17 protein-coding genes are annotated in these 22,777 nt (G+C 41.5%); 9 read left to right on the top strand and 8 right to left on the bottom strand.

Going from position 1 to position 22,777, the window contains the following annotated elements; translation table 11 throughout:
- Positions 1-55: 55 nt before the first annotated feature.
- Together G5S32_RS08280 and G5S32_RS08275 are read right to left on the bottom strand one after the other, a co-directional pair.
- Positions 56-700 (bottom strand): OmpA family protein, encoded by a 645-nt coding sequence (locus G5S32_RS08280; RefSeq protein WP_165311566.1) that lies wholly within the window; start codon positions 698-700, stop codon positions 56-58.
- Positions 676-1,989, bottom strand: coding sequence for a TolC family outer membrane protein (locus G5S32_RS08275; protein ID WP_165311565.1), 1,314 nt, complete (start codon positions 1,987-1,989; stop codon positions 676-678). Before G5S32_RS08275 ends, G5S32_RS08280 begins: the two co-directional genes overlap by 25 nt.
- A 703-nt stretch (positions 1,990-2,692) precedes the next feature.
- Here G5S32_RS08275 and G5S32_RS08270 point away from each other — a divergent pair.
- The 3 genes from G5S32_RS08270 (at position 2,693) to nspC (ending at position 8,119) form a co-directional block, all read left to right on the top strand.
- Positions 2,693-5,578, top strand: a complete 2,886-nt coding sequence (locus tag G5S32_RS08270; protein WP_165311564.1) for a pyridoxal phosphate-dependent class III aminotransferase — start codon at positions 2,693-2,695, stop codon at positions 5,576-5,578.
- 14 nt (positions 5,579-5,592) lie between these two features.
- Positions 5,593-6,837 carry a carboxynorspermidine synthase gene (locus G5S32_RS08265; RefSeq protein ID WP_165311563.1) on the top strand — a complete coding sequence of 415 codons (1,245 nt, stop codon included), beginning with the start codon at positions 5,593-5,595 and terminating at the stop codon, positions 6,835-6,837.
- 148 nt (positions 6,838-6,985) lie between these two features.
- On the top strand, positions 6,986-8,119 hold the full coding sequence (gene nspC, locus G5S32_RS08260; protein ID WP_165311562.1) for a carboxynorspermidine decarboxylase: 1,134 nt from the start codon (positions 6,986-6,988) through the stop codon (positions 8,117-8,119).
- Between the two features lie 86 nt (positions 8,120-8,205).
- Here nspC and G5S32_RS08255 read toward each other — a convergent pair whose 3' ends face one another.
- Together G5S32_RS08255 and G5S32_RS08250 are read right to left on the bottom strand one after the other, a co-directional pair.
- On the bottom strand, positions 8,206-8,718 hold the full coding sequence (locus G5S32_RS08255; RefSeq protein ID WP_165311561.1) for a glycine cleavage system transcriptional repressor: 513 nt from the start codon (positions 8,716-8,718) through the stop codon (positions 8,206-8,208).
- Between the two features lie 278 nt (positions 8,719-8,996).
- Positions 8,997-9,893: a DUF3943 domain-containing protein gene (locus G5S32_RS08250; RefSeq protein ID WP_165311560.1), complete on the bottom strand. Its 897-nt coding sequence runs from the start codon at positions 9,891-9,893 to the stop codon at positions 8,997-8,999.
- Positions 9,894-10,073: 180 nt separating this feature from the next.
- Between G5S32_RS08250 and G5S32_RS08245 the strand changes: the two genes are divergently transcribed.
- Entirely contained in the window at positions 10,074-11,312 is a 1,239-nt protein-coding gene (locus G5S32_RS08245; RefSeq protein WP_165311559.1) for a CinA family nicotinamide mononucleotide deamidase-related protein, read from the top strand.
- Positions 11,313-11,549: 237 nt separating this feature from the next.
- Positions 11,550-11,810, top strand: a complete 261-nt coding sequence (locus G5S32_RS08240) for a 30S ribosomal protein S6 modification protein (protein ID WP_165311558.1) — start codon at positions 11,550-11,552, stop codon at positions 11,808-11,810.
- A gap of 43 nt (positions 11,811-11,853) precedes the next feature.
- Here G5S32_RS08240 and yfaE read toward each other — a convergent pair whose 3' ends face one another.
- The 4 genes from yfaE to ubiG form a co-directional block, all read right to left on the bottom strand.
- Positions 11,854-12,132, bottom strand: a complete 279-nt coding sequence (gene yfaE / locus G5S32_RS08235) for a class I ribonucleotide reductase maintenance protein YfaE (RefSeq protein WP_165311557.1) — start codon at positions 12,130-12,132, stop codon at positions 11,854-11,856.
- Positions 12,132-13,265, bottom strand: a complete 1,134-nt coding sequence (gene nrdB, locus G5S32_RS08230; protein WP_165311556.1) for a class Ia ribonucleoside-diphosphate reductase subunit beta — start codon at positions 13,263-13,265, stop codon at positions 12,132-12,134. Before nrdB ends, yfaE begins: the two co-directional genes overlap by 1 nt.
- Positions 13,266-13,337: 72 nt before the next feature.
- Positions 13,338-15,620 (bottom strand): class 1a ribonucleoside-diphosphate reductase subunit alpha, encoded by a 2,283-nt coding sequence (gene nrdA / locus G5S32_RS08225; protein WP_165311555.1) that lies wholly within the window; start codon positions 15,618-15,620, stop codon positions 13,338-13,340.
- A 454-nt stretch (positions 15,621-16,074) separates the two neighbouring features.
- Positions 16,075-16,788 (bottom strand): bifunctional 2-polyprenyl-6-hydroxyphenol methylase/3-demethylubiquinol 3-O-methyltransferase UbiG, encoded by a 714-nt coding sequence (gene ubiG, locus G5S32_RS08220; protein WP_246201000.1) that lies wholly within the window; start codon positions 16,786-16,788, stop codon positions 16,075-16,077.
- Between the two features lie 370 nt (positions 16,789-17,158).
- Between ubiG and gyrA the strand changes: the two genes are divergently transcribed.
- From gyrA to G5S32_RS08200, 4 genes are all read left to right on the top strand, one after another.
- On the top strand, positions 17,159-19,798 hold the full coding sequence (gyrA, locus tag G5S32_RS08215) for a DNA topoisomerase (ATP-hydrolyzing) subunit A (RefSeq protein ID WP_165311554.1): 2,640 nt from the start codon (positions 17,159-17,161) through the stop codon (positions 19,796-19,798).
- A gap of 398 nt (positions 19,799-20,196) precedes the next feature.
- On the top strand, positions 20,197-20,376 hold the full coding sequence (locus G5S32_RS08210) for a hypothetical protein (protein WP_165311553.1): 180 nt from the start codon (positions 20,197-20,199) through the stop codon (positions 20,374-20,376).
- A 308-nt stretch (positions 20,377-20,684) separates the two neighbouring features.
- Positions 20,685-21,281 carry a GTP cyclohydrolase II gene (locus tag G5S32_RS08205; RefSeq protein WP_165311552.1) on the top strand — a complete coding sequence of 199 codons (597 nt, stop codon included), beginning with the start codon at positions 20,685-20,687 and terminating at the stop codon, positions 21,279-21,281.
- A gap of 181 nt (positions 21,282-21,462) precedes the next feature.
- The gene (locus tag G5S32_RS08200; protein ID WP_165311551.1) at positions 21,463-22,722 is read left to right on the top strand and encodes an imelysin family protein; all 1,260 of its coding nucleotides are present in this window, start codon (positions 21,463-21,465) and stop codon (positions 22,720-22,722) included.
- Positions 22,723-22,777: the final 55 nt, after the last annotated feature.

The raw sequence follows: 22,777 nt of genomic DNA, 5'->3' as shown, positions 1-22,777 counted from the left end.
AGTGCTCGAGAGGCTTTTTGTTTTACTAACAATGCTGATTGAAGTGTTTGATGTTTTATCGTTTATGCAAAGTAGAGAAAATAGTCCACTCTTCAACAACCTTTTCTTTTAAACCAACCACAGTTGCTGTGACTTTGCGGTTGAGTGCATGGTCTGCTGGGGTGTCGCCTAAGCTTTCTAATCGACTTTCACCAAAGCCTACAATTGTCACGCGTTCAGGGGGGATCGCGTAAGAAAGTAGCTTTTTCTCAACTTCTTCAGCCCTCTTCTTTGATAACTCTAAATTATACTCATCTGTGCCTACTTTGCTGGTGTAACCTTGAATCTCAATAGATGCAGATTTGTAAATCTTTAAAAAATCAGCCATTGTTTGAATTTGGTTTGAAAAAATGGGGTTAATCTCATAGGAATCATTGGCAAACAAAATTCGTAGTTGACGTACGTCTTGCTCCCGTCTGACTTCACCGCAGCCTTGATTGTCAACATCCGAGCCAAATGGTGTGCTAGGACATACATCCCTCCCGTTTATCACACCATCTTCGTCGTCATCTTGCAAATCGGCAATTTGGTTTGCTGTAGGTGCAACCTTATATGGAAATTCTTCTGCGCTGAATATTGGATATGAGTAGGTAATCCAAGTAAATATTACTAAAGGCAAGATGTTATTCTTCATAATCAATAATCCACTTCGCTGGTCCATTCTTTAGGGATATCAACCAAAAGAGCGTCAATTAGAACACCTATTGCATTCATGACGCGATATTTTGCGAACTGCTCATCATAATGAGCGTCGAGATATTCTTTACGCGCTTCGAACAATTCATTTTCTGTGTTTAGTACATCAAGTAAAGTTCGCTGACCGATGCCGTATTGTTTTTCATAGGCGATGACGGTTTTTGACGATGAATCCACATGGTCTGAGAGGAAGTTTTTTTGTTGAAGCGTTAAATCTAGTGCGCTCCAAGATAACCTTAAGCTTTCTTCTATCTGGCGATAAGCATTCTCTTGTAGATCCTTTGCCTTGTTCAATTGGAAAGCTGAACTTTCACTGTTATCACTATCACTGCCACCGTTATACAAGTTGTATTTCATGCGTAACATTGCAACTGTTTCATCTGCTCTGCCTTCGTAACCGCCCGCGTCCTCTCGCCATGTTTGGCGAGCTTCTATAGAAAAAGTAGGGTAGTAGGGCGCTTTAGATTGCTTGTATTGATACCTTGCAGCATCTACGTCTGCCTTGGCGATTTTAATCACAGGATGCTTATTAAATGCCAATACTAATGCGTCGGCTAACGATAGTGGAATTTTGGATTCGTCAGCACGAGGGTATATTAATCCCAGCGGTTCTTGACCAACTAGACGGCGAAATTGGGTGTGAGCATCAAACAGATTGTTTTGTGCCGCAAGTAAGTTACCTTGCGCTTTTGCAATTCGAGCTTCTACTTGAGTCAAATCTGCAGTAGAGCCTACGCCGGAATCCACTCTCTTCTTTATGTCTCGATAAATATCAATGTGGACAGATAAGTTGCTTTCCGATAGCGCTAGAATTTCCGTAGCTTTCACCGCATTTAGGTAAGTATCAGTAACTTGAAGGGCCAAATTTGACGCATTGTCTAACAGTTGCAACCTAGTGGATTCAGCTTCAGCAGCGGTTCGATCCATATCATTTAGAGTGCCATTACCATCCCATAGCAATTGGTTTAGGATGATACTTGCCTCTTTGCGTGTTAAATCTGTATCTTCACGTCCGGTTGTAGATGCAGGGCGAATACCTTCGTAGCCAATACCAGCGTCTAAGTCGATAGTCGGTAGATATTTCCCCCGAGAAGCTTTGCTGTTGTTGATCGTACTGACGTATTCGTTATAGCTAGCTTTAATTTCTGGATTGCTTGCCAACGCAATAGCGACTGCTTGTTCTAATGTTTGCGCAAACGCAGAACCGGATAGTAGTAAAAGATAACCGGTTAATAATGAAAGGTGCCGTTTCAATATGAAGCTCCTCAACTACTTCATTTAGATAGTGCTAGAAATTTATGTTTCATGCTTTAGTTTATTTTAGCTTAGTGTATAAATTGGAATATTGAGAGTTTAGTTCAAAAAAATCCCAAAGATTTCATTTGTTATACATTGATATATGTAATGTTTTTGTGATTGATATCGTACTAAATGAGTTGTAAGCCTCTGCTTATTGAAATCAATAAATAATGCATATTGACTCATTATTATGTGTTTGATTTGTAATTAAGATCGTTCATTTAACGCGATTTCATATTGCAAAATGCACCTGTTTTGTGTTAATTTCCGCCGCAATCTCAGACAGAGTTTCTGAGGGATACGCGTAATGACCATTCAGGCTGATTGTGACATTACGTAAGGTAGGTATCAGTAAGTCCTTTTACTGATAGACGGGATACTCTTGCTGTGGTAACAGCATGTGAATGGGATACCCAACATTGATTTCATTTAAACTACAACCACTAATCAGCTTTGTACTTCCAGAATGCCCTGTATATCAAGACAGTAGCATTACAGAACCTTGAACCTCTGATTTAGTTAATCGTCATCAGTTTGATGACCCGTATTCCGTATTTGCTTAATGCATTCGGAACGTTTTGCTATTTGTCATTTCTCTCTTTTGCTGAACTGATGTGTGGGAAATGAACAGAAATTATTAATTTTCAAGGTGATGAAAATGAGTACAGCCTTTGAAGTCGATAACACTATCGCAACTATTATGTCTAACCAAATTCCAGTACTAGACGGACTATATGATCTAACTCCTGATGAAGTGTTGCTTGATCAAGCTGCGCACGAATCAGAAGTTCGTTCTTACCCACGTCGTCTACCTATCGCTATTAAACAAGCTTATGGTTGTTTAGTAGAAGATACACGTGGCCAAATCTTCCTAGATTGTTTGGCGGGTGCGGGTACTCTGGCTTTAGGTTACAACCATCCAGAAATTAACCAAGCTCTTAAGCAACAGCTTGATTCTGGTTTACCATATCAAACACTGGATATTCCAACGAAATCTAAAACTGACTTTATCAAAGCAGTGAAAGGTTTCCTTCCTTCTGAACTTGGTGACAACTGTGTTGTTCAGTTCTGTGGTCCATCTGGTGCTGATGCTGTTGAAGCGGCGATTAAGCTTGCTAAACAAACAACAGGCCGTAATACTATGTTTGCTTTCCGTGGTGCTTACCATGGTATGACTAACGGTACTATGGGCATGATGGGCAACCTGAACACGAAAGCTCGTCGTACTGGTTTGATGTCAGATGTTCACTTTATGCCTTTCCCATATAGCCTACGTTGCCCGTTTGGCCTAGGTGGCGAAGAAGGCGCGAAAGCGAGTATTCGTTACATTGAACGTCTTCTTAACGATGACGAAGCAGGCATCATGAAACCTGCTGCGATTATCGTAGAGCCAGTTCAAGGTGAAGGCGGTGTTATCCCTGCTCCAGCGCATTTCCTACGTGAACTACGTCGTATTTGTGATGAGCACGGTATTCTATTGATCTTTGATGAGATCCAATGTGGTGTAGGTAAATCTGGATACAACTTCGCGTTCGAAGAAGCGGGAATTATTCCAGACGTACTATGTCTATCTAAAGCGATTGGTGGCGGTCTGCCAATGGCGATTCTGGTTATCAACAAGAAGTTTGATACATGGAAACCAGGTGAGCACACCGGTACTTTCCGTGGTAACCAGTTAGCTATGGTCTCAGGTGCTAAAGCACTAGAAATCATCACTCGTGATAACCTTGTAGAGCACGCAAATATTGCGGGTCAATACCTACGCATGGGGTTAGAGAAAATTCAAAGCCGCGTAAACTGCGTTGCAGAAGTACGTGGTAAAGGTTTGATGCTAGGTCTTGAAATTCAAGATCCAAGCGGTGAACTAAACAAGTTCGGCGAACCAAAATCTGCACCGCAATTAACACTAGCTATTCAACGTGCTGCGCTTGAGCGTGGTTTGATGGTTGAGAAAGGTGGCCGTGAAGGTTCGGTTATTCGTTTCCTTCCACCATTGATTATCTCTTTCGAGCAAATCGACTTTGCACTACGTACGCTAGAAGAAGCAATTCTTGCTGCTGGTGGCGGTCATAAAGATCCAGAGCCAAGCAACCAAGAGTGGAAGAAACACTTCATCCACACTGGTTCAATGGGCAGCGCAGAATTTGCACGTGTAATGAACCACACAACTGCTGCAATGAAAGCGTTATTTGAAGAAGTGAACGCGCCATACTCTGGTATGAATCCAAAAGCATTGGAAGAAGCCATTTATGCGGTTGATCTTGATAACAAGAACGCGTCACTGAAAGAAGTGATTTCAGACACTGCAGAGCTAGTGGCTAAGAACTCAATCATTGTTCAGCACCCAGACTGTATTGCTCACTTACATACACCACCATTGATGCCATCAGTTGTGGCGGAAACTATTATTGGTTCTCTAAACCAATCAATGGATTCATGGGACCAATCTTCTGCAGCAACATTCGTTGAACAGAAAGTGATTGATTGGATGTGTGAGAAATACGAGCTAGGCGCTAAAGCAGACGGTATCGTAACGAGCGGTGGTACGCAAAGTAACCAGATGGGTCTAATGTTGGCTCGTGACTGGATTGCGGACAAACTAAGCGGTCACTCTATCCAGAAGCTAGGTCTACCTGATTACGCAGACAAGCTACGTATTATTTGTTCTAAGAAGTCACACTTCACAGTACAAAAATCAGCATCTTGGATGGGGCTTGGTGAGAAAGCGATTCTTGCTGTAGACGCACTGCCAAACGGCACTATGGACGTAACGAAACTAGAAGCAGCGGTTGAACAAGCTAAAGCTGAAGGTTTGATTCCATTTGCAGTTGTAGGTACTGCGGGCACGACTGACCACGGTGCTATCGACGATCTAGCGACGATTGCTGACGTTGCAGAGAAACATGACCTATGGATGCATGTTGATGGTGCATACGGCGGCGCGTTGATTCTAAGCAGCCACAAAGGTCGTTTGAAAGGCGTAGAACGTGCACAGTCAGTGAGCGTAGACTTCCACAAATTGTTCTTCCAAACAATTAGCTGTGGTGCGTTACTTCTAAACGATAAAAACAACTTCAAGTACCTGCTTCACCATGCAGACTACCTGAACCGTGAGCATGACACTCTGCCAAACTTGGTTGATAAGTCTATCTCTACAACGAAACGCTTTGATGCCTTGAAAGTGTTTATGACGATGCAAAACATCGGTCCTAAACAATTAGGCGCAATGTACGACCATTTGCTAGAGCAAACTCTACAAGTGGCTGATTTGGTTCGTCAGCACAAAGCCTTCGAGCTTTTGGCTGAACCATCTTTGTCTACAGTGTTATTCCGCGCGGTAGACAGCCAAGCGACAGATTTCGATGAGCTTAACAAAGCAGTTCGAATGGAAGCGCTGGTACGTGGTATCGCAGTACTAGGCGAGACCATTGTGGATGGCAAAACTGCCTTGAAATTCACAATCTTGAACCCATGCTTGAAGATTTCGGACTTCGAATCTCTACTGGCTAAAATTGAAACTCTAGCGTCAGAGCTAGCGAAATAAAGGTATTGGATAAAATGTCAATTCTACAGATTGGTGCGGGCGGTGTTGGTTGGGTTGTTGCACATAAAGCAGCTCAAAACAACGACGTGCTGGGTGATATTACCATCGCTTCACGTTCTATCGGGAAGTGTGAGAAGATCATTGAATCGATTAAGGGTAAAAACAACTTAAAAGATTCTACTAAGAAGCTAGAAGCTCGTGCAGTTAACGCAAGTGATATCGAATCATTAGTTGCGTTAATTGAAGAAGTTAAGCCTGATCTCGTGATTAACGCTGGCCCTCCATGGGTTAACGTTCCAATTATGGAAGCGTGTTATCAGGCAAAAGTATCTTACTTAGATACATCAGTGGCTGTTGACCTTTGTTCTAAAGGTCAACAAGTACCAGAAGCTTATGATCCGCAATGGGCTTTCCGCGAAAAGTTCAAACAAGCAGGTATAACAGGCATTCTAGGCGCTGGTTTTGATCCAGGCGTAGTGAGTGTTTTTGCAGCCTATGCGGCAAAACACCTGTTCGATGAAATCGACACTATCGACGTTATGGACATCAACGCGGGTGATCATGGTAAGAAGTTCGCAACAAACTTCGACCCAGAAACAAACATGCTTGAAATCCAAGGTGATTCTTTCTATTGGGAAGAAGGTGAGTGGAAAACAGTTCCTTGTCATACACGTATGCTGGAATTTGATTTTCCTAAATGTGGTCCTTTCAAAGTGTACTCAATGGCACACGATGAAGTTCGCTCTCTAAAAGAATTCATTCCAGCAAAACGAATTGAATTCTGGATGGGCTTTGGCGACCGCTACTTGAACTACTTCAACTGCATGCGTGACATTGGTCTGTTAAGCCCAGAACCGTTAACTCTGCAAGATGGTACAGTTGTACAGCCTTTGCAAGTTCTGAAAGCAATGCTACCAGACCCAACCTCTTTGGCTCCGGGTTACACAGGTTTAACCTGTATCGGTACTTGGGTTCAAGGTAAGAAGAATGGCGAGCAACGTAGTGTTTTCATCTACAACAACGCAGACCACGAAGTGGCTTACGAAGATGTAGAGCATCAAGCAATTGCTTACACTACAGGTGTTCCAGCGATTACAGCTGCATTGCAATTTTTCCGTGGTGAATGGGCTGATTCAGGCGTATTCAACATGGAGCAGCTAAATCCAGATCCGTTCCTAGAAACTATGCCGTCTATCGGTCTGGATTGGGAAGTTCTTGAACTTCGACCATCTGAGCCTGAGATTCATATCCTAAAATAATCGTTTTTATTGAAACGGTTAAATAGTAAGTGAATCGTTAGATTGTATTAGTGAATAGTTAAAAACAGCCGTCACTTAGGTGATGGCTGTTTTTTCCATTTTGTGATTGATGAAGTGTTGTTCAGTCAGCACGCAGGAAATAAACAAGATGCAAAAGAGTGAATTGAAAACTCCTTACTTTATGATTGATGAGTCAAAGCTGATCGCCAATCTTGAAATTGCAAAACGTCTGAAAGAGATTTCGGGTGTAAAACTGGTCCTAGCGCTTAAGTGTTTTTCTACTTGGGGCGTATTTGACATCATTAAGCCATACTTAGATGGCACAACCAGTTCTGGACCTTTCGAAGTCAAGCTTGGCTACGAGACATTCGGCGGTGAAACTCACGCGTATAGCGTTGGCTACAGCGAAGATGACGTAAAAGAAGTCGCGGATATCTGCGACAAGATGATCTTCAACTCACAATCGCAACTTTCTGCATACCGTCACCTCGTTGAAGGTAAAGCGTCATTAGGTTTACGTTTAAACCCAGGCGTAAGCTACGCAGGGCAAGATTTAGCAAACCCAGCACGTAAATTCTCGCGTCTGGGTGTTCAAGCAGACCACATCGATACGTCTGTTTTCGATACCATTAATGGCGTTATGTTCCACATGAACTGTGAGAACAAAGATGTGGATGCGTTTATTAGCCTGCTTGATTCAATTTCAGAACGTTTTGGCGAGTACCTAGACAAACTGGACTGGGTAAGCATGGGGGGCGGTGTGTTCTTTACGTGGCCTGGTTACGATGTAGAAAAACTGGGTCTAGCGCTTAAAGCATTCTCTGAAAAACACTGCGTGCAGCTTTACCTTGAACCGGGTGAAGCTGTGATCACTAAGACAACTGACCTTGTGGTAACGGTTGTTGATATCGTTGAAAACGGCATGAAGACAGCGATTGTTGACTCTGCAACAGAAGCACACCGTTTAGATACACTGATATACAAAGAGCCAGCATCAGTATTGGAAGCAAGTGAGTCAGGTGAACATGAGTATGTTATAGGTTCATGTTCATGTTTAGCAGGTGACCAGTTCTGTATCGCTAAATTTGACGAGCCATTAAAGATTGGTCAGAAGCTGCATATTTTGGACAGTGCAGGTTACACCATGGTGAAACTAAACTGGTTCAACGGCTTGAAGATGCCTTCTGTTTACTGTGAACGCAGTAATGGCGAAATTCAAAAACTGAACGAATTCGGTTACCAAGACTTCAAACGTTCGCTTTCTCAATGGTCAATTCAATAAGAGTTTAGCGAAATAAAAAACCACCCAATTGTTCAAAGAACTAGGGTGGTTTTTTTATGCAGCTTAGTTTTATGAATCAGCTAATTTTATGATTCAACGATTACGCGAGTGTCTTCGCTTAAAGATTCCAGTTCGCTGACCACATCATTTAACTGGCGTTCAACAGGCAAACGTACTGCTAAGTTAGCGGTAAACAAGCTAGAACTTACGCCACCGCCGCCAGCGATAAATACGCGTTGGCAATCCATATCAAGAATGTGTACGTCTTGCTCATCAAGTACATGAGTAATCTCGTTAACCACACCGTAACGGTCGTTTGAATCAATACGTAGTTGGTAAATTTTGTCTTCTAGTTGAACATGCTCAGCGACATCAACAATTTTTACCAATAGATCGGGTGTTGCGTAGAACGCTTCTTTTACCACGTCAGCGTTTTCTTCTGGTATTTCAATTTTAATTACTGCCGCAACTTGGTCTTCAATAAAGTTAACTTTACTAATAAGCCACTTACCACTTTTTTCATTTGTCGCAGCGGCCAAAGATTTGATTGTTGCGGGTGTTGCATTTCCTACGAAACTTACAATAAAGGTACAAGTCATATAAGGCCTCCGAACATCATAAAAATCACTTTACTCTTTGAGTTTAGGCGTTATATGTCCCAGAGACTTGACCAAGGTCAATTTTTTGATGTCACGATATTCTATTAATTTCATTTATTTAACCCTTAGCACAATTGTAGTGTTGATTAATTATCAATTGCGTAAGTAACGGGAAACGAAGTATTTACAAGAGATATTTATTATGACGCTACATAGTGTGTGTAAATGAAAAAAGAGCGCCATTTAGAGCGCTCTTTACAATTAACATCGTTATTTAGTTAGAATGATATCTTCATATTTAAAGAGTAAAACTGATCGTCGTAAGGTACGCCTGAGCTTAGAGCAAAGTTTGCTGCATCAGAATTCCCATACCATGGATCGGTCTGAAGCTGAAACTCTGCTGAACCACCCCAAGCGTTACTCACCCAACCATGAATATGACCAACAGGGTTTAGGAAGAACAAGCTGATGTCTCCCATTGTCTCTGAGCCCAAAACTTCGCCACCATTAGCAACAATGTCTTGTTCAGTTTCAAACATTATTTCACCTACAACCGCACCGAAGAATGGTGTGATGAAAAGATCCTGCCATGAAGGTACTTCAGCAAACGCCTCAACCCCATATTCCCAGAAGAATGCGGACATAGTTGCTGAGTATAAAAACGACTCAAATTCGTTATAGCCAGCGTGACGTGCAGCCGTATAGTATACGCCGCCAAAATACGGGTGCATCACATAGTTTAAGTAGTGCTCATCTCGATCCCATACTGGCCCATCAGTAATATTATCTTTCCATTTTGTACCTAGACCACTAAGGTCACGGTCTTCTTCGTCCCACTTAGTAACCGATTCGGGAAGCAGCGTCATAAGTGCTACTGTCGCAACACTCAAGCCTAAGATGGTATATGTTTGTTGTCTTAAATATTCAGAGTCACGCTCATTAGAGACAAGTAAATAACGAGGAAGTGGCTTATCAATTTGCAAATCCTGCTGCTCAGATAGGCTCATCGCATAAGGTGATGGTGCTTGATAAGAATACGGAGTATTAAAAGCGCAAAAAGAATCCGCACAGTTGACTGAAGAGTTCAGCTCAATAGATTGATTGTCAAAGTGCTGACTTGCATTGACGCAAGCTGAAATTGATAACGTGAGGGCTGTGATGGTTTTCTTTAGCACAAAAGGCTCCAAGGCACTGTTTTTAATGATCGCTATCACAATTATCCATTAAAGTCTTATGTATGGAAACATCAAATTGCACATAAACGAAAAACTTCTAGAGAAATAGCACATTCCAGAGGATATAGTGAGTGTTATATAACCGAGTATAGGTTAGGTATATCTTTTAAGGGTAAGAATATGCTCAAAATTGCAATGTTAAGTACAGGTGAGGAAGTTTTGCATGGAGACATCGTGGATACTAATGCTGCTTGGTTATCACGAGAGTTTTTCCAAAGTGGATTTGAGCTGAGTAAACGTTCAACAGTTGGTGATGCAAAAAGTGCTTTGGTTGAAGAGTTATTGATGCTCAGCTTTAATACTGATGTAGTGGTTGTTAATGGTGGTTTGGGACCGACCACAGATGACTTAAGCTCTGAGTGCGCTGCATTAGCAGCAGAGCAGGAACTTAAGTTGTTTCCTGAATGGGTTGAGAGACTGGAAGCATTTTTTGCTCAACGTAAAATCAAAATGCCTGAAAGTAATATCAAACAAGCGATGTTGCCAGAAAGAGCGATGATTCTCGATAATCCTATTGGTACGGCATGTGGATTCAAAATTCAAATCAACGATTGTTGGTTTTACTTTACGCCTGGAGTACCAAAAGAATTTAAAAAGATGGTTAGCGAGCAGATACTGCCAGATTTGCAAAAGCTGTTTCCTCAACAGAGTGGTTTAGAGTGCAGCCGTCTATATACGTTTGGTACTACCGAATCGGGTATATCGGATAAATTGGATAAACTTCAACTACCAAAGGGCTACGTTCTTGGATATCGCTCTTATTTGCCATTCATTGAAGTGAAGCTGTTTGGTCCTCGTAGTGATCTAGATACGCGTGTGAAGTTGTTGCAAATGATCTATGCGCATTTGGAGTTGCATGTCGTGAGTGTCGATGAACCTATGTTAGAACATATTGGTCATCTTATGCTCGAGAAAGGTATGTCACTCTCGTTAGCGGAGCAGTCAACGAAAGGTTGGTTATCAAATTGGCTATTAAGCAATGCTGACATTGAAAAGCTCAGTGGTCACAGTTGGATTTTAAGCCACAAGGCAGAAGAGGGCTTAGGGCATCAAGATCCATTGGCTGCATCTTTTGCTTTAGCTGCTGCAACGAAAGAAAAATGCGCTACAGATCTTTCGCTTGTGACAGGTATGCTTAACGATGAGCATTTCACCGTTTCTCTTTCTGCTCCGCAAGGCGAGTGGGGGCAAACAGTGAAGTTCAATCGCACATATTCGCCTTCTGAGCAGAAACAAATCATCGGGACTATTGCAGCAGATATGTTACGCCGTTATTTGGAAGGTAAGCCTATTCTAGTTAAGTACAGCTCTGTATCTTCCGTTAAAGAAATGTATCTGCCAAGCAGTGTTTTGAAGTGATTTTTAATTTTTGGATACTTGCAAATTTTATTTTCAGTATGACGAATGGTAATAATGCAATGAAAAATAAGCTTATTACCAAAGTCGATGTTGCTCAATTTTTTATGAGTAAATTGTCTAAGTTCTAAACCGATGATTTTAGAAGAGGTAAAAAATCTTTTCATAATTAGGCCCCAAATTTCTAAATTTTGTTTGTAAACTGAAAGCTCAACACTGTGATTCGGCAGGAGGCTGGATATGTTTTCACAATCAAAAATCTTAGTGTGGTATGAAGTTGCAAGCCAAAAAGTAATTTTGGGAGAAGCACTTACCGGTATTGGTGAGGATCATGATGTAGTGTCTCTATGGCGCCATGCGCCTGTTGATACCAACAGTTCAAGCTATCCTGGTTATCGCTTGTCTTTATACGATGACGACGGTAGGGAAATCGGTCATAAATCCGTTTCTATGGGAACGGCAGATGAAATATTATTTGGAATGAATAAAGCCAGAGTTTAGCTCTGGCTTAAATTTGACAGCCATTTGGGCAGATAACGAATCGTTATGCTCGTTTAGCTTTAGTTTGGTAATTTACATTAGCAAGTTCAACTGGCGTTTTAGCTTTACAGATACATGGCAAGATTTCATTGCCTTGTGTATACGCCATTGCAAAACCAACATACTCAACTTCGCCGGAGATAAGCGTGCATCGGCACGCTCCACAATGGCCATCTCGGCAGTTGTATTCCGGCTCTAACCCCGCTTGCTCCATAGTCTCAAGCAGCGTATTTGACGGGTTAGATTCAATTGTGATTATTTTGTTGATTTTGACCGTTGCCATTACAGCTCGAAGCCCTCGAAATCATCTGAGCCCACTTCGTTGTCAATTTGACCCACGAGGTATGAACTTATTTCTGCTTCCTGTGGAGCAACTTGAACGTTGTCTGATGATAACCACGCATTAATCCATGGAATAGGGTTACTAGTCGCATTTGGATACGCAGCATCAAGACCAACCGCTTGCATACGGATGTTAGTAATGTACTCAACGTATTGGGAAAGAATGTCTTTGTTAAGACCAATCATAGAACCGTCTTTAAACAGATATTCAGACCACTCTTTTTCTTGCTCAGCAGCTTCCTTAAATAAGTCAAAACACTCTTGTTTGCACTCTTCAGCAATTTGTAAGAACTCAAAATCATCCATACCGTTGCGAAGTAGGTTGATCATGTGCTGGGTGCCAGTCAAATGCAGAGCTTCATCTCGAGCAATAAGCTTGATGATCTTTGCGTTACCTTCCATTAGTTCGCGCTCTGCAAATGCAAATGAACATGCAAAACTCACGTAGAAACGGATAGCTTCTAGAGCGTTTACCGACATTAAGCAAAGGTACAGTTGCTTTTTAAGTGTAGAAATACTGACCTTAATTGTTTCGCCATTTACCGTGTGAGTTCCTTCGCCAAAGCGATGGTAGTCGTTGGTAAGCTGAATTAAGTTGTCATAGTAATGCGCAATGTCTTTCGCACGTTTAATGATGTGCTCATTTTCAACGATGTCATCAAAAACAACAGCAGGATCATTCACGATGTTGCGGATGATGTGCGTGTATGAACGAGAGTGAATCGTTTCAGAGAAAGACCAAGTTTCGATCCATGTTTCCAATTCTGGCAGTGACACCAAAGGAAGTAGGGCTACGTTAGGGCTGCGACCTTGGATTGAATCTAGAAGAGTTTGATACTTAAGGTTAGAAATGAAAATGTGCTTTTCATGCTCTGGTAACTTGTTGTAATCAATACGGTCACTTGATACGTCAACTTCTTCAGGACGCCAGAAGAAAGAAAGCTGTTTTTCGATCAGCTTTTCAAAAATATCGTATTTTTGTTGGTCATAACGAGCCACGTTGACTGGCTGACCAAGGAACATTGGTTCTTTAAGTTGGTTATTCTTTTTCTGAGTAAAAGTACTGTAAGCCATTTGCTGTCATCCATTTTGCCCTTTGCAGTCACAAAGGGCATTCAAATCAGTTAAAAGTTCGAGTCAATAAGATTAAATCTTACAACCACCGCCTGCGCAGTCGTCATCTTGTGGTTGAACCACATCTTTTTGCTCGTCTTTCGCACCATCACGAGTGTTGTGGTAGTACAGCGTTTTCACACCAAACTTGTATGCAGTTAGAAGATCCTGAAGCAGTTTCTTCATTGGCACTTTGCCTGATTCGAACTTGCTAGGGTCGTAGTTTGTGTTCGCTGAAATAGCTTGGTCAACGAACTTCTGCATGATACCAACAAGGTGTAGATAACCATCGTTAGAACCGATGTTCCAAAGCAACTCGTAGTTTTCTTTGTATTTTAGGAACTCTGGTACAACTTGCTTCAAAATACCGTCTTTTGATGCTTTTACTGATACGTAACCACGAGGTGGTTCGATACCGTTTGTTGCATTCGAAATCTGAGATGATGTCTCAGAAGGCATTAGTGCAGTCAGAGTTGAGTTACGTAAGCCGTGCTCCATGATTTCTGAACGTAACGCATCCCAATCGTAATGAAGTTCTTCATCACAGATTTTATCTAGATCGCGTTTGTAGGTATCGATTGGTAGCAAGCCTTTCGCGTAATTTGTTTCGTCAAATAGTGGACACTTACCGTGTTCTTTCGCTAGCTGTACAGAAGCTTTGAGCAAGTAGTATTGCATTGCTTCAAAAGTACGGTGCGTTAGAGCATTCGCGCTGCCATCTGAATATTTAACACCGTTTTTCGCTAGGTAGTACGCGTAGTTGATGACGCCTACGCCCAGAGTACGACGGTTCATTGTTGACTTGTACGCTGCTGGAAGCGGGTAGTCTTGATAATCCAATAGGGCATCAAGAGCACGAACAACTAGGTCAGCTAACTCTTCAAAATCATCTAGGTGTTCAATCGAACCTAGGTTGAATGCAGAAAGAGTGCAAAGCGCGATTTCGCCGTTGTCATCTTCAACGTTTGTTAAAGGTTTAGTCGGTAGTGCAATTTCCAAACATAAGTTTGACTGACGTACAGGCGCCACAGCTGCATCAAATGGGCTGTGAGTATTACAGTGGTCAACGTTTTGAATGTAAATACGGCCTGTTGAAGCACGTTCTTGCATTAACAGCGTAAACATTTCTAGAGCTTTAACCGTTGTCTTCTTAATTGAAGAATCGTTCTCGTATTTTACGTATAAACGTTCGAACTCTTCTTGATCTTGGAAGAACGCATCATAAAGCCCTGGTACGTCAGAAGGAGAGAACAGAGTAATGTTTCCACCTTCAACTAAACGTTGGTACATCAGTTTGTTTAGCTGAACGCCATAGTCCATATGACGAACGCGGTTTTCTTCAACACCACGGTTGTTCTTTAGAACTAATAGTGATTGAGCTTCGCCGTGCCAAAGAGGGTAGAAAACAGTTGCTGCACCGCCACGAACACCACCTTGAGAACAACATTTAACTGCTGTTTGGAAGTATTTATAGAATGGAATACAACCTGTGTGGAAAGCTTCGCCGCCGCGGATTTCTGAACCCAATGCACGAATACGACCTGCGTTGATACCAATACCAGCACGCTGTGAAACGTAACGAACAATCGAGCTTGCCGTTGCGTTAATAGAATCTAGGCTATCACCACACTCGATCAGTACACATGAACTGAACTGACGGGTAGGAGTACGTACACCAGACATGATCGGTGTAGGTAGAGAAATCTTGAATGTTGAAGTCGCATCATAGAAACGCTTGATGTAGTCCAAACGAGTTTCTTTCGGGTATTTTGCAAACAAACATGCCGCTACAAGAATGTATAGGAACTGAGCACTCTCATAAATTTGGCCTGTCACGCGGTTTTGTACAAAGTACTTGCCTTCAAGCTGTTTAACTGCAGCATAAGAGAAGTTTAGGTCACGACGGTGATCGATGAAGCTGTCTAGCTTAATGAAATCCTCACGTGTGTAATCTTCCATCAGGTGCTTATCGTATTTGCCTTTTTCAACCATAGAAGAAACGTGTTCTAACAGCGTTGGTGGCTCATATTGGCCGTAAGCTTTTTTGCGTAAATGGAAAACCGCTAATCGCGCAGCCAGATATTGGTAGTCTGGGCTCTCTTCAGAGATCAGATCGGCTGCTGACTTGATAATGGTTTCATGGATGTCTGATGTGGTAATGCCATCGTAGAACTGGATGTGAGCTCTAAGTTCCACTTGTGATACAGAAACATTTTGCAGACCTTCAGCTGCCCATGTGATCACTCGGTGGATCTTGTCCAGATCGATAGTTTCTTTGCGGCCATCACGTTTAGTGACAGTGAGTTGTTGGTTCATTCTGCTTCATTTCCCTAACAAAACTGATAAAAACCGTTTTTTTATGTAATTCTTGTAAAATTATTGACGGTTTTGTGATTATGCTCTGCCTATATGTAGTGGCCTAGACACTACATATAGGGGTGCATCAGTGTTCGAGTTACAACATAGTGCTATAACCCCTTTATTGCAAGTTACAGTTTAGGGGAAACTTTGTGGATAACTTGGAAAATGAAAAAAAACGTTAGTAGCCACTAACTGATGATCTAAGAACAGAGTTGATTGTAAAAAATCGAGCTTTCAAGATTGGTTTATTCATAACCGATCAAAAAAAAATTTCCTTGATCTTTTGTCAAAAATTTCTATCAATTTTCGTTGAATCAAAATGGAACAGAATGCACGAAAAATGTGCATAAAAATGAAAATTTTATTGAAAAAATTGAGGGTCAAAACCCTCAAATTTAGGATGAGATAATTAGAATAGGCGAGTGTGTACAATGTAGTTCACATCCACATTTTTACCTAAGCGATAAGTATCTGTCAGAGGGTTGTAGAGTAGGCCTGTAATACCTTGCTCTTTAAGGTGTGTTTGGTCGACCATCTTTAGTAATTCAGAAGGACGAATAAATTTCTCATGGTCGTGAGTGCCTGCCGGTACGATTTTCATCAACTTCTCTGCGCCAACAATAGCAAACAGATAAGATTTAAAGTTACGGTTAAGCGTAGAGAAAAAAACGTGACCGTTTGGCTTCACTAATGCTTCACAAGACTTAATAACAGAAAGCGGGTTCGGAACGTGTTCCAGCATTTCCATACAAGTCACTACATCGTATGTTTGAGGGTTCGCTTTAGCGTGGTCTTCTATCGTGCTTTGTATATAAGTGAGCTTAGTACCGGTTTCCAGTGCGTGAAGACGAGCGACTTCTAAAGGTTCTTTACCCATATCTAGGCCAGTGACGTCTGCACCTTCTCTTGCCATGCTTTCGGCTAGAATACCTCCACCGCAGCCAACATCTAGAACTTTTTTGCCAAAAAGGCCGTCGGCTTTGTCGAGCACGTAATCCAGACGAAGAGGGTTAATTTGATGAAGAGGTTTAAATTCGCCATCGAGATCCCACCAACGAGAGGCCATGTCCTCAAATTTTTTTATTTCGTTAGGGTCGACGTTTTGATTTTGAGTTATCGTCATATTGAATTTGCCTTTAATACTCATCCGTGGTTACGTAGGCATTATAACGTCCTGAGTAAATCAAACCAGTGTTCTCAGTTTGTTTAGTAAAGAATTGATTGTTTAGTAAATATGTGGACAAAAATTAACCATTTATCAGTTGGATATGGGCGAAGTGTGTAATTTCTCGACATATAACAAGCAACAAACATCACAACCTGATAAAAGGGCAATGAAAGTTATGCCGAACCGTAATAAGTTGTGTTATATTTTTTCACCTTATAAGTATCAATAATATCTGGAAATTGGAAAACAGTGTCTATTAGGCTTATTTATAGTAATAGCTCACTGTCTGGATATACCGATCAAACTATAGAGGGATATAGGCTCTATGAGCGATCTAGCTAAAGAGATCACGCCCGTAAACATTGAAGATGAGCTTCGAGGTTCATACTTAGACTATGCGATGTCAGTTATCGTTGGTCGTGCTCTTCCTGATGTGCGTGATGGTCTAAAACCAGTACACCGCCGCGTTCTATTTGCAATGAACGTGTTGGGCAACGATTGGAACAAACCATATAAAAAATCTGCCCGTGTGGTAGGTGACGTAATCGGTAAATATCACCCGCATGGTGACAGTGCTGTATACGACACTATCGTACGTATGGCGCAGCCGTTCTCACTTCGCTATATGCTAGCGGATGGCCAGGGTAACTTCGGTTCTATTGATGGCGACTCAGCTGCGGCGATGCGTTATACCGAAGTGCGTATGGCTAAAATCGCCCATGAATTGTTGGCTGACTTAGATAAAGAAACGGTAGATTACGTAGATAACTACGACGGTACTGAGCAGATCCCTGCGGTACTGCCAACAAAAGTTCCTAACTTACTTGTAAATGGTGCGTCAGGCATCGCAGTAGGTATGGCTACTAATATTCCGCCACATAACTTAACTGAAGTTGTGAATGGATGTTTGGCTTTCATCGACAATGAAGACATTACGATCGATGAGCTGATGGACTACATCCCTGGCCCTGACTTCCCAACCGCAGCATTGATCAGTGGTCGTAAAGGTATCATCGATGCCTATAAGACTGGTCGCGGTAAAGTTTACATGCGTTCTAAAGCTGAAATTGAAGCTGATAAGAGCGGCAAAGAAACGATCATCGTTTCTGAAATTCCATATCAAGTGAACAAAGCTCGCTTGATTGAGAAAATTGCAGAACTTGTAAAAGACAAAAAAGTTGAAGGCATCAGTGCACTACGCGACGAATCTGATAAAGATGGTATGCGTATCGTTATTGAATGTAAGCGTGACGCAGTTGGTGAAGTTGTTCTGAACAACCTTTACGCTAACACTCAACTTCAAACCACTTTCGGTATTAACATGGTTGCCCTTGAACACGGTCAGCCAAAACTGTTTAACCTGAAAGAGATGATTAAGTGCTTCGTTGACCACCGTCGTGAAGTGGTTACTCGTCGTACTATTTTCGAATTACGCAAGGCTCGTGAACGTGCTCATATCCTTGAAGGTTTGGCGCTTGCACTTGCTAATATCGATGACATCATTGACCTGATTCGTAAAGCACCAACGCCAGCAGAAGCAAAAACTGGTTTGATTTCACGTGGCTGGGATCTCGGTAATGTCGCTGCAATGCTTGAGCGCGCAGGTACTGATGCGGCTCGTCCAGAGTGGCTAGAAGCACAATACGGTATTCGTGACGGTCAATATTTCTTAACAGAGCAACAAGCTCAAGCGATTCTAGAACTGCGTTTACACCGTTTAACGGGTCTAGAACATGAGAAGATTCTTGATGAATACAAACAGCTTCTAGAAGAAATTGCAGAACTACTGCATATTCTTGGCAGCACTGAACGTTTGATGGAAGTTATCCGTGAAGAATTAGAAGCGGTTCGCGATGGTTTTGGTGACGCTCGTCGTACTGAAATCACAGCAGCTAGCCATGATATCGACATGGAAGAACTTATTGCTCGTGAAGATGTGGTTGTAACGCTGTCTCATGAAGGTTACGTAAAGTACCAGCTTCTAAGTGATTACGAGTCTCAACGCCGTGGTGGCCGCGGTAAGAGTGCAACTCGCATGAAAGACGAAGATTATATCGAGCGTCTGCTTGTCGCGAATACTCATGACAATATTCTATGTTTCTCTACGCGTGGTAAGACATACCGTCTGAAGACATATCAATTGCCATTAGCGAGCCGTACCGCTCGTGGTAAGCCAATTGTTAACTTGCTACCTCTAGAAGAAAACGAACGTATTACTGCGATTCTACCTGTAACCGAGTTCAGTGAAGATAAGTTCATCTTCATGGCAACAGGTGATGGTACGGTTAAGAAGACTTCTCTTGATCAATTTGCCAACGTACGTGCTAATGGTTTGATTGCTCTGAACCTACGTGATGAAGATTCACTGATCGGTGTTGATATTACTGACGGCGATAACGACATTATGTTGTTCTCTCAATCGGGTAAAGTTGTTCGCTTCAACGAGCAACAAGTTCGTGCGATGGGACGTACAGCGGCTGGTGTTCGCGGTATGAAACTGAATGGTAATGACCAAATCGTTTCTCTAATCGTACCTAAGACTGACGGTGATGTACTGACAGTAACAGAAAATGGTTACGGTAAGCGTACAGTGCTAAGCGAGTACCCAGCGAAGAGCCGTGCAACACAAGGTGTTGTATCTATTAAGGTCTCTGAACGTAACGGTCTAGTTATCGGTGCGGTACAAGTAGAAGAAGGCGACGAGTTCATGATGATCACTAACGCAGGTACGCTAGTACGTACTCGTGTTGCTGAGGTGAGCCAAGTTGGCCGTAACACTCAAGGTGTAACGCTTATTCGTACAGCGGAAGATGAGAAAGTTGTTGGTCTACAACGCATTGAAGAAATCGAAGAATCTGAATTTCCTGAAGGAGAAGAAGGTGCTGAGATTGAAAGTGCAGTAGAAGCAACGGGTTCCTTAGATACAGACCATTCTGAGTCAGATAGCGAAAGTGATTCAGAATAATTAATCGTTGATATTAAAAGGCCGAGTATTTGATACTCGGCTTTTTTTATCCTGAAACTCTAATAAGGTTTATTCAATTTCATTAAAACGTCCAATATTTTTAAATTTAAATGGTGATTGTTATATTAGGCATTAATAATATATAGAGAGAAAGTATCTCTATATTAGAAGTGTTGAAATGCGAATTTTGGCTAAATAGAAGTTGTAATGTTTTATTCAAAAATTGGTGATCACTACAGTAAGATAATTGATCTATAGACAGAAAATTGATCAAAATAAATATCAAAAAAATCAAATGTAAAGTGTGATAATCGTTCCATTAATTTGTTTTTTGTCACAAAATTGAATTTTAAATGGTATTATTTTTGAGAATTAATGCTTATTAATGGATTGAGGCAGTGGACCAACTGATGATTTATAAATTGAAAGAAGCGTTTCATGAACAAATTAGTTCTCTGCAGCCATATACTTCAACTCAGTCTAAATCGACGTTATCTCTATTAACCGCAGAAGAGTTGAAGGAGCTAGAACAAATTTGGATTGACTTCACTATGTGGAAGAAAGCTCAAAATAGCTAAGTCAGTCTAATGCTTTTCACCCAGCGCAAACAGCTGGGTTTTTTATTGCCGTTTTTTTAAATTGTTATACTATAACAATATCTGTTAAGTGATTCTCTTGGAGGATATTTCTAAAGGTTACTTAAGCAGATAAACGGAGTATGATCTTTTTATTGAAAACTTGGGTGTCAGTCCCCATAGTTATGACAAGATTAACGTATTCGAATGCATAGATTCTCATAGCGACAGAAGATAAACCTGTTCTGTGTGAATGAAGATAAATTATTAACAACTATGCATAAGTAAGTTTGAGTGAAGTGAGTACAGATATGGCGGAAGTAAGAGCCAGGGTTGACTTTAAAGTCGGCGCAAAAAGTAGCATTGACGCTGAAATCCTTTCTTTTAAAGGATTAGAAACAGATAAAGAGCATGTTGCTGTCATTTTCAAATCTGTTGATAAGTCCCAAGACGTCCCATTAGTTCGTATGCACTCCGAGTGTCTAACAGGCGATGTTTTTCATTCGTCGCGATGCGATTGTGGCGAGCAGCTTGAAGAAACAATTGAAAAAATGGGTGAGTTTGGCGGAATCATTTTATATCTTCGCCAAGAGGGTAGAGGTATCGGGCTTTACAATAAGATCGATGCCTATCGCCTACAGAGCCAAGGTATGAATACCTATGAAGCAAATAATCACTTAGGTTTTGGTGATGACCTGCGCGATTTCACAGAAGCGGCGCAAATGTTGAAAGCCTTAGGGATTTGCAAAATTCGTTTGATTACTAATAATCCTAAAAAAGTTAAAGATTTAAAAGATCACGGTATAGAAATCGTTGAAGTGGTTAATACGGCTGCTCATATTAAATCCGGTAATGAAAACTATTTGAAAGCGAAAGTCTCACACGGAAAGCATGACTTAAAGTTATGACACTAAGTTATGACTTAAAACGATAACTGATTGTTACTTTTGCATGAAAAAACCTCACTTTGGTGAGGTTTTTTTTGTTACAGCTTGCAAATGAAATGTAAATTTGTATTATGCGTAACTAATAGTGCAAATGAGAATAATTAGCACTACAAATATAAAATTGCTCAACAAGGATGCTTTAATGAAAGTGAAATCGTTTTTAGTCCAATCTATCGCCGTTTCTTTTGCTCTAGCTAGTACTTCAAGTATGGCCGCTGTTACCCAACAACAAGTTGTAGAAAATTATGCAGATATTGCACATGCAGTGTTCGCTGACTCATTATCTACAGCAAAAGGGCTTGAAAAGTCAGTAGATGCTTTTCTATCTGCGCCATCAGAAGCAAAACTCCATGATGTTAAAAAAGCTTGGTTAGCTGCACGCGTACCTTACCAACAATCTGAAGTTTTCCGTTTTGGTAACGCTGTAGTTGATGACTGGGAAGGGCAGTTAAACGCTTGGCCTTTAGATGAAGGCTTGATCGACTATGTAGCTACAGATTACCAGTACGAACTGGGTAATGAAGGCGCAAGCGCAAACATTATCGGTAATAAATCTATTACTATTGGTGCGACAGCGATCGACGCATCAACAATTACCCCTGAGCTTATTGCTAGCTTAAATGAAGTTGGTGGCTCTGAAGCGAACGTTGCTTCTGGTTACCATGCAATCGAATTTCTTCTTTGGGGCCAAGATCTAAACGGTACTAACCCAGGCGCTGGTGCTCGTCCATATACGGACTATGTTCAAGGTGCTGCATGTACTAACGGCAATTGTGATCGTCGCGCACAGTATCTCAAAGCGTCAGTTCAGCTTCTTGTTCAAGATTTAGAATGGATGGAGAAGCAGTGGTCTACTGAAGAGAAAGGAAACTACCGTCAAGAGCTTCTTGCTGATTCTGCTACTAATGGTATCCGTAAGATGCTATTTGGTATGGGTTCACTATCTCTTGGCGAACTTGCTGGTGAGCGTATGAAAGTGGCTCTGGAAGCTAACTCTACAGAAGATGAGCATGATTGTTTCTCTGATAACACTCACAACTCGCACTACTTCAACGAGCAAGGCATCTACAACATCTACACAGGTTCATACTCACGTGCTGACGGTTCTAAGCTCTCTGGTCCAAGCATCAATGATCTAGTCGCTGCAAAAGATTCTACAGCCGCTAAAGATATCTTAGCGCAGTTCGAAGCGTCTCGCGCAGAAGTTGGCAAGCTTGTTACTTCGGCTGAGAAAAACAACGTACATTTTGATCAGCTTATTGCGGCAGATAACGCAGAAGGTAACGCTTTGGTAAACAAAGCGATTACCGGTCTAGTCGCTCAAACTGCTTCGATCGAACGTGCAGCTACCATCATTGGTATTGACAATCTGAACCCAGATAACGCTGACCACGAGTTTTAATCTGGATGTCATAATGAGTTTTCAGTCATAGTTTAATTCATGATGAGAACCCATT

This window comes from Vibrio ziniensis, from assembly GCF_011064285.1.
GTDB lineage: Bacteria > Pseudomonadota > Gammaproteobacteria > Enterobacterales > Vibrionaceae > Vibrio > Vibrio ziniensis.
This window is presented reverse-complemented; position numbering and strand designations above follow the sequence as displayed.